Source organism: Ectobacillus sp., assembly GCF_056992975.1.
This window is the reverse complement of record NZ_JBXKMX010000004.1, coordinates 1-8,520: the sequence shown is the minus strand read 5'-3', so window position 1 is coordinate 8,520 and position 8,520 is coordinate 1. Positions and strand designations below refer to the sequence as shown.

Annotated in this window: 7 protein-coding genes, 1 pseudogene and 1 riboswitch; all 8 genes and pseudogenes read left to right on the top strand. The window is 40.3% G+C overall.

The window, feature by feature from the left end:
* Positions 1-455 precede the first annotated feature (455 nt).
* Positions 456-557, top strand: a riboswitch (purine riboswitch).
* A 125-nt stretch (positions 558-682) separates the two neighbouring features.
* A complete protein-coding gene (purE, locus tag AC11ZT_RS00165; RefSeq protein WP_484057677.1) occupies positions 683-1,141 on the top strand; it encodes a 5-(carboxyamino)imidazole ribonucleotide mutase in 459 nt (152 codons plus the stop codon).
* Positions 1,138-2,292 carry a 5-(carboxyamino)imidazole ribonucleotide synthase gene (gene purK, locus AC11ZT_RS00160; RefSeq protein WP_484057676.1) on the top strand — a complete coding sequence of 385 codons (1,155 nt, stop codon included), beginning with the start codon at positions 1,138-1,140 and terminating at the stop codon, positions 2,290-2,292. Before purE ends, purK begins: the two co-directional genes overlap by 4 nt.
* Complete coding sequence (gene purB / locus AC11ZT_RS00155; protein WP_484057675.1) at positions 2,289-3,584, top strand: adenylosuccinate lyase; 1,296 nt, start codon at positions 2,289-2,291, stop codon at positions 3,582-3,584. The genes purK and purB overlap by 4 nt, the downstream gene beginning before the upstream one ends.
* A gap of 84 nt (positions 3,585-3,668) precedes the next feature.
* Positions 3,669-4,388: a phosphoribosylaminoimidazolesuccinocarboxamide synthase gene (gene purC, locus AC11ZT_RS00150; RefSeq protein WP_484057674.1), complete on the top strand. Its 720-nt coding sequence runs from the start codon at positions 3,669-3,671 to the stop codon at positions 4,386-4,388.
* Entirely contained in the window at positions 4,381-4,635 is a 255-nt protein-coding gene (gene purS / locus AC11ZT_RS00145) for a phosphoribosylformylglycinamidine synthase subunit PurS (protein WP_484057673.1), read from the top strand. Before purC ends, purS begins: the two co-directional genes overlap by 8 nt.
* A complete protein-coding gene (gene purQ / locus AC11ZT_RS00140) occupies positions 4,632-5,312 on the top strand; it encodes a phosphoribosylformylglycinamidine synthase subunit PurQ (RefSeq protein ID WP_484057672.1) in 681 nt (226 codons plus the stop codon). Before purS ends, purQ begins: the two co-directional genes overlap by 4 nt.
* Positions 5,296-7,512, top strand: a pseudogene (gene purL / locus AC11ZT_RS00135) (phosphoribosylformylglycinamidine synthase subunit PurL). The gene purQ and the pseudogene purL overlap by 17 nt, the downstream one beginning before the upstream one ends.
* The coding region (gene purF, locus AC11ZT_RS00130) for an amidophosphoribosyltransferase (RefSeq protein WP_484057671.1) at positions 7,497-8,520 on the top strand (1,024 nt) is incomplete at its 3' end. The pseudogene purL and the gene purF, both read left to right, overlap by 16 nt.

Below are 8,520 nucleotides of genomic sequence, written 5' to 3'. Positions count from 1 at the left end.
GATTTTGAAAGATAAAAATTAGTATTTCAAATACGAATAGAATAGGAAAGATTAAACCGCCTTTAATTCGTAAGTTAGCTAATTCCTTTAAACTTCCTCTTCTTATAAAACCTACAATGATTGAGATAATCATTCCGTCAAGTACCATATAATTTCCACCCATTCTGTAAATTTGAATATTAAACTTGAAGAATACAAAGGATATAATAGCGAAACGAGTAGTCTATTAGCGAATTTTGACATATGAATAATACTTATATGATACTCGTATCATGGTTTTTCTGTCAATATATTCTATTGTTAGTATTATCTTAATATAAAAAAATTTCCTAATGGAATTTTTATGGGTAAAGAGATTGTCAAATTTGTGAAATACGAATGATTTTGTTGTTTGTTTCTGCAAACGTTCGATTTTTATTGACACTTCTAACATGAATTTGATATTATAGCGATGGATAATTTAAATACGAACGCCTCATATAATAGCGAGGATATGGCTCGCAAGTTTCTACCTAATGACCGTAAATCGTTGGACTATGAGGGAAAGTTACTCAGCTTAGGTTCGTTTGTACGAGAGTAGTATGTCTGAGTAGAATGCTTTCCCTAAGTATGGGGTTGTGTTCTGCTTGGGCATTTTTTTATAGGACAGGAGGTATGAGCAGTGGCAGTAGTCGGAGTTGTTATGGGAAGTACATCGGATTGGGAAACGATGAAACATGCGTGTGATGTGTTAGATGAACTTGCTATTCCCTATGAGAAGAAGGTTGTTTCAGCACATCGTACACCAGATTATATGTTTGAATATGCTGAAACTGCTCGTGATAAAGGGCTGAAGGTGATTATTGCTGGGGCAGGAGGCGCGGCGCATTTGCCTGGTATGATTGCAGCAAAAACGACGCTACCTGTTATTGGCGTTCCTGTTCAGTCGAAAGCGTTAAATGGGCTGGATTCTTTATTGTCCATTGTGCAAATGCCAGGCGGTGTTCCTGTTGCTACGGTTGCAATTGGAAAAGCTGGAGCTGTCAATGCTGGTTTACTAGCTGCTGAAATGCTAGGGGCTTTTGATGATACGATTTATAATGCGTTAGAAAAGCGACGTGACGAAATGAAACGAAAAGTATTAGAGGACAGTGAACTATGAAGAAGAAGATGATTGTTCCTGGTCAAACGATTGGGATTATCGGTGGCGGTCAGCTTGGTAGAATGATGGCTCTTTCTGCTAAAGAGATGGGATTTCGTATTGCTGTACTGGATCCAACACCTAATTCTCCTTGTGCACAGGTAGCAGACATTGAAATCGTTGCTGCCTATAATGATAGAAAGGCAATCGAGAAGCTAGCAAACGTTAGTGACGTAATCACATATGAATTTGAGAATATTGATTATGATTGTTTGCAGTGGATTGAGGAGAATGCCTATTTGCCTCAAGGGAGCCACTTGCTACATGTAACGCAAAATCGATATACCGAGAAAAATGCAATTATGAATGCGGGTATTCCGGTTGCAGCGTTTCGTCTTATTCAGCAAGAGGAAGATTTACTCCGAGGTGTTCAAGACTTTTCTTATCCTTGTGTGTTAAAGACGACTACAGGGGGCTACGATGGGAAAGGGCAGGTTGTACTTCGAAGTGAAGAAGATTTAGTAGAAGCAAAGCAGCTTATTGCAGAGCGTGAATGTATTTTAGAAGACTGGGTTCCATTTGAAAAAGAGGTTTCTGTAATTGTAGTAAGAGGGATTGATGGTAAGACAAGTGTATTTCCGGTAGCAGAAAATATTCATGTTGAAAATATCCTGCATTCATCTATTGTTCCCGCTCGTATTTCCGACGAGGTTCAATTGCAGGCTGTTTCGTGCGCGGAAACGCTTGCGAATGAGCTTGGCTTAATCGGGATTTTAGCGGTTGAGATGTTTGTAACGCAAGATCAGCATATCTTTGTTAATGAGTTAGCTCCTAGACCGCATAATACTGGTCATTATACGATGGATGCTTGTGAGACAAGTCAATTTCAACAGCATATCCTTGCTATTTGCGGATGGCCACTTGGAGAAACTTCTTTGTTAAAACCGGTTGTCATGTTTAACATTTTAGGAGAACATATAGAAGAAGTCTTTCATAAGATTAACCAACTTTCCTCATGCAAGTTGCATGTGTACGGAAAGGCAGAGGCTAAGGTCAAACGGAAGATGGGGCACCTTAATATTCTAGCGCAAGATACAAACGAAGCTATGGACAAAGCACGTTTACTTCGCATTTGGGAACGCGAAGAACAATGGTTGGAGGGAAAACGATGATTAATCGCTACACACGCCCAGAAATGGGAGCAATTTGGACAGAAGAAAATAAATTTAACGCTTGGCTAGAAGTCGAAATTCTTGCTTGCGAAGCTTGGTCTGAGCTTGGTGATATTCCGAAAGAAGATGTGAAGAAACTTCGTGAGAACGCTACTTTCGATATTAATCGTATTTATGAAATTGAAAAAGATACACGCCATGATGTAGTGGCATTTACAAGAGCCGTTTCAGAAACACTAGGTGAAGAACGGAAATGGGTACACTATGGATTAACATCAACTGATGTAGTAGATACAGCATTATCATTTTTACTTAAGCAAGCAAATGATATTTTATTAAAAGATATTACTGCTTTTATCGAAGTGTTAAAGAATAAGGCAAATGAACATAAATATACGGTAATGATGGGTCGTACGCACGGTGTACATGCAGAGCCAACGACATTTGGATTAAAGCTAGCACTTTGGTATGAAGAGATGAGACGGAACTTGGAGCGCTTCAAGCAAGCCGCTGATGGCGTTCGCGTTGGTAAGATGTCTGGTGCTGTTGGTACGTTTGCCAATATTGATCCTTCTATTGAAGCATATGTGTGTGAAAAACTTGGTCTTGAAGCTGCCCCTATTTCTACACAAACGTTGCAACGTGATCGTCATGCGCATTACATGGCAACACTTGCTTTAATTGCGACATCCATTGAAAAAATGGCTGTTGAAATTCGTGGATTGCAAAAGAGTGAAACACGTGAAGTAGAAGAATTCTTTGCAAAAGGACAAAAAGGATCTTCTGCAATGCCTCATAAACGTAACCCAATCGGTTCAGAAAATATGGTTGGTATGGCACGTTTGATTCGTGGTTTTATGCAAACAGCATATGAAAATGTTCCACTTTGGCATGAACGTGATATCTCCCATTCCTCTGCAGAACGCGTGATATTACCAGATGCTACGATTGCGCTGAACTATATGTTAAATCGCTTTGCAAATATCGTGAAGAATTTAACGGTCTTCCCTGAAAATATGAAACGTAATATGACTCGCACATTTGGACTTATTTATTCCCAACGCGTTATGCTTTCCTTGATCAATAAAGGAATGGTGCGTGAGGCAGCATATGACACTGTTCAACCGAAAGCAATGGAAGCATGGGACAAGCAAGTTCAGTTTAAGGATCTTGTGGAAGCCGATGAAACCATTACGAGTATGCTATCCCAAGAAGAAATTGACGAATGCTTTAATTATGAGCACCATCTTCGTCATGTTGATACGATTTTCAAACGACTTGGCTTAAACTAATTAAATAAAGGCACAGACTGAAATTCTGTGCCTTTCATGTAATCAGAGGATTCATAATTATTAAAAAACCAGGGGGCTTATGACATGCAAAAGCTAGAGCAGTTATATGAAGGAAAAGCAAAAATTATGTACCGTACTGAACAAGAAGATGTCGTATGGGTTCAATATAAAGATAGTGCTACTGCTTTTAATGGAGAAAAGAAAGCTACAATTGCTGGTAAAGGGAATTTAAATAATGAAATTACTACGCTGCTCTTTACTAAGCTGAAGGATGCAGGTATTCCAAGCCACTTTATTGAAAAAATTTCTGATACAGAGCAGCTTGTAAAGAAAGTCACGATCGTTCCTTTAGAAGTGGTTGTTCGTAATATAATTGCTGGAAGCTTTGCAAAGCGTCTTGGACTAGAAGAAGGAGCCCCGTTAGAAGCTCCGATTGTAGAGTTTTATTATAAAGATGATGACCTTGGCGATCCTCTTGTAACAGAAGATCATATTCGCGTTTTAAATGTTGCAACGCCGCAACAATTAGAACAACTTCGTACGTTAGCATTAGGTGTGAATGAAGTATTGAAGAAACACTTTGCAAGCTGCAAGATCAGATTAGTAGACTTCAAATTAGAATTTGGGATGACAAAGGAAGGCGAATTACTTCTTGCCGATGAAATCTCTCCAGATACTTGTCGTTTATGGGACGAAGAAACGAATGAAAAGTTTGATAAAGATGTATTCCGCAGAGACCTTGGAAACTTGACGGACGCTTATAAAGAAATCTTAAAACGATTAGGGGGAGTTTCACATGTATAAAGTAAAGGTATATGTAACACTTCGTGAGAGCGTATTAGATCCACAAGGAACAGCAGTGAAGAATGCGTTGCATAGCTTGTCCTTTACCTCCGTACAGGATGTACGAATCGGAAAATATATGGAAGTTGTAATTGATGACAAAGCCGCTGATGTGGATAGCATGGTGAAAGAAATGTGCGAAAAACTATTAGCGAATGTTGTTATTGAAGACTACCGATATGAAATCGAGGAGGTAGTTACGCAGTGAAATTTGCCGTAATCGTTTTTCCAGGATCAAATTGTGATGTAGATATGTATCATGCGATTCAAGATGAACTAGGCGAAGAAGTGGAATATGTTTGGCATGATGAAACGAGTTTAGATGGGTACGATGCAATCCTTCTTCCAGGTGGATTTTCGTATGGCGATTATCTTCGTTGCGGAGCTATTTCACGGTTTTCAAACGTCATGAATGCAGTCATCAAAGCTGCGAATGAAGGAAAGCCAGTCCTTGGTGTTTGTAATGGATTTCAAATTTTAGTGGAAGCAGGCCTTTTGCCTGGGGCTTTAATGCGAAATGAGAACTTAAAGTTTATGTGTCGTACAGTAGCATTGCGTGTTGAAAATACATCGCTCTTTACATCGGAATATGAAGTAGGAGAGATTATTCAAATTCCGATTGCTCACGGCGAAGGAAACTATTATTGTGATGAACAAACGTTGAAAACACTTGAAGAAAATCATCAAATTGCGTTCCGTTATGTGGACAACCCAAATGGAAGCATTTCAGATATTGCAGGAATTACGAATGAACGAGGTAATGTTCTCGGCATGATGCCGCATCCAGAACGTGCTGTTGATGTGCTTTTAGGCGGAGATGACGGATTGAAAGTATTTCGATCAATTTTAAAAGCTTGGAGGGAAACACATAATGTTACAGCATGAGCCGAGTCCAGAGCAAATTCAAGAACAAAAACTCTACGCACAGATGGGGCTTTCAGACGAAGAATTTGAAATGGTAAAGAAAATTATTGGCCGCAAGCCAAACTATACGGAAACTGGATTGTTCTCTGTAATGTGGTCTGAGCATTGTAGCTATAAGAATTCGAAGCCAGTGCTTCGCAAGTTTCCAACTTCCGGCGAACGAGTTTTGCAAGGGCCGGGTGAAGGGGCTGGTATCGTTGATATTGGCGATCAACAAGCGGTCGTATTTAAAATTGAAAGTCATAACCATCCATCAGCAATTGAACCCTATCAAGGAGCTGCAACTGGTGTAGGTGGAATTATTCGCGATGTATTTTCCATGGGTGCGCGTCCTATAGCTATATTAGATTCTTTACGCTTTGGAGAGCTTACTTCCCCGCGCGTGAAATATTTATTTGAAGAAGTGGTTGCAGGTATCGCAGGGTACGGAAACTGCATTGGAATTCCAACTGTAGGGGGAGAAGTACAATTCGATCCATGCTATGAAGGAAATCCGTTAGTTAATGCAATGTGTGTAGGTCTTATTAACCATAGTGATATTAAAAAAGGACAGGCGCACGGCGAAGGTAATACCGTTATGTACGTAGGTGCTTCTACGGGACGCGATGGAATCCATGGTGCTACATTTGCTTCAGAGGAACTATCTACTGAATCTGAATCAAAGCGTCCTGCAGTACAAGTAGGGGATCCATTTATGGAGAAACTACTATTAGAAGCCTGCCTTGAGCTTGTTCATTTTGACTCTCTTGTCGGTATTCAGGACATGGGAGCAGCGGGACTAACATCTTCAGCTGCAGAGATGGCAAGTAAAGCTGGCATGGGACTTGAAATGTATTTAGATGATGTTCCGCAGCGTGAAACAGGTATGACAGCGTATGAAATGATGCTTTCTGAATCGCAAGAACGTATGTTGATCGTTGTTAAGAAAGGCCGCGAACAAGAAATTGTCGAGTTGTTTGAGAAATATGATTTAGCGGCAGTTGCAATAGGAAAAGTAACAAATGATAAAATGCTGCGTCTGTTCCATAAAGGAGAAAAGGTGGCAGAAGTTCCGGTAGATGCACTTGCAGAGGAAGCTCCTGTTTATCATAAGCCTTCTAAAGAGCCCGCATACTTTGCGAAGTTCCAAGGAATGACGATCGAAACTCCAAACGTAAAAGATTATAAAGAAACATTACTTGCTCTTTTAAGTCAATCTACGATTGCAAGCAAAGAGTGGATTTATGATCAATACGATTAACAAGTACGTACGAATACAGTTGTTATGCCAGGATCGGATGCTGCTGTTGTTCGCGTTCGTGGTACGAAGAAGGCACTTGCCATGACAACGGACTGTAATTCTCGCTATATTTACTTAAATCCAGAAGTAGGCGGAAAAATTGTTGTGGCAGAGGCTGCGCGTAATATCGTATGCTCTGGTGCTGAGCCACTTGCCATTACGGACTGCTTAAACTTCGGAAACCCAGAAAAACCAGAAATCTTCTGGCAAATTGAGAAATCTGCAGATGGTATGAGCGAAGCTTGTATAGAACTTGGAACACCAGTTATTGGTGGGAATGTGTCTCTCTATAATGAACGAAGCGGCGAGGCTATTTATCCAACACCAACAGTTGGTATGGTCGGACTTGTTCATGATATTGCACATGTGACAACACAAGAGTTTAAACAAGCTGGCGATCTTATTTATGTAATCGGTGAAGCGAAAGAAGAGTTTGGCGGTAGTGAATTGCAAAAAATGGTGGATGGCAGAATTTCAGGCCCATCTCCTAGCATAGATTTAAAAGTGGAAGCAACAAGACAACAGCAATTACTTGCAGCGATTCAAGCAGGTCTCGTTCAATCTGCACATGATATTGCAGAAGGTGGATTTGCTGTAGCGATTGCAGAATCACTGATTGGTGCTAAGGCACTTGGTGCAACAGTTCAGGTGAAGGGCGAAGCAGTAACAGAATTATTTGCTGAGTCACAATCTCGCTTTGTTGTATCGGTTAAAGCTGAAAACAAAGAAGCGTTTGAAAAGGTCGTAGAAGCAAATCTAATTGGCGAAGTTACAAATGCTGCAAAACTTACGATTACAAAGGGAGAAGAAACCCTTGTAGATGCATTCGTAAATGAAATGGTAGATGCTTGGAAAGGAGCAATTCCATGCTTGCTGAAATAAAAGGCTTGAATGAAGAATGTGGTGTGTTTGGGATTTGGGGTCACCGTAATGCAGCACAAATTACGTATTATGGATTGCACAGCTTACAGCATCGTGGTCAAGAAGGTGCAGGAATTGTTGTTAATGATGGTAAAAAGCTAGAAGGACATAAGGGCCTTGGCTTAATTACAGACGTTTTCTCAAACGGAGAGCTTGATAAGTTATGCGGAGATGCCGCTATTGGCCATGTTCGTTATGCGACAGCAGGAGGTGGAGGTTATGAAAATGTACAGCCTCTACTCTTCCGTTCTCTGACAGGAAGTCTTGCACTTGCACATAACGGGAATCTTGTTAATGCAAATCGAATCAAATTAGAACTTGAATTGCAAGGAAGTATTTTTCAAACAACATCGGATACAGAAGTACTTGCGCACTTACTAAAACGTCATAGTGAATTTCCATTAGTAGAACGAGTAAAGGTTGCGCTAAATAAATTACAAGGCGCATACGCATTCCTTATCATGACTGATACAGAGATGATCGCAGCTCTTGATCCAAATGGATTTCGTCCTCTTGTACTTGGCAAATTAGATGATGCATATGTTGTCGCTTCTGAAACGTGTGCTTTAGATATCGTTGGAGCGACATATATTCGCGATGTAGAACCAGGTGAAATGCTTGCAATATCAGATAATGGTATAGAGGCTCATCGGTTTGCAGAACCGAAAAAGCATACAATTTGTAGTATGGAATATATTTATTTCTCACGTCCGGATAGCAACATTGATGGTATTAACGTACATGCAGCGCGGAAAAGTATGGGAAAACAACTAGCGAAAGAAGCGCCAGTTGAAGCAGATGTAGTAACAGGAGTACCAGATTCTAGTATTTCAGCTGCAATAGGCTTTGCAGAAGCTTCCGGCATTCCATATGAACTTGGAATGATTAAAAATCGGTATGTTGGACGTACGTTCATTCAACCATCTCAGGAACTTCGTGAGCGTGGAGTGAAAATGAAACTTTCTCCTG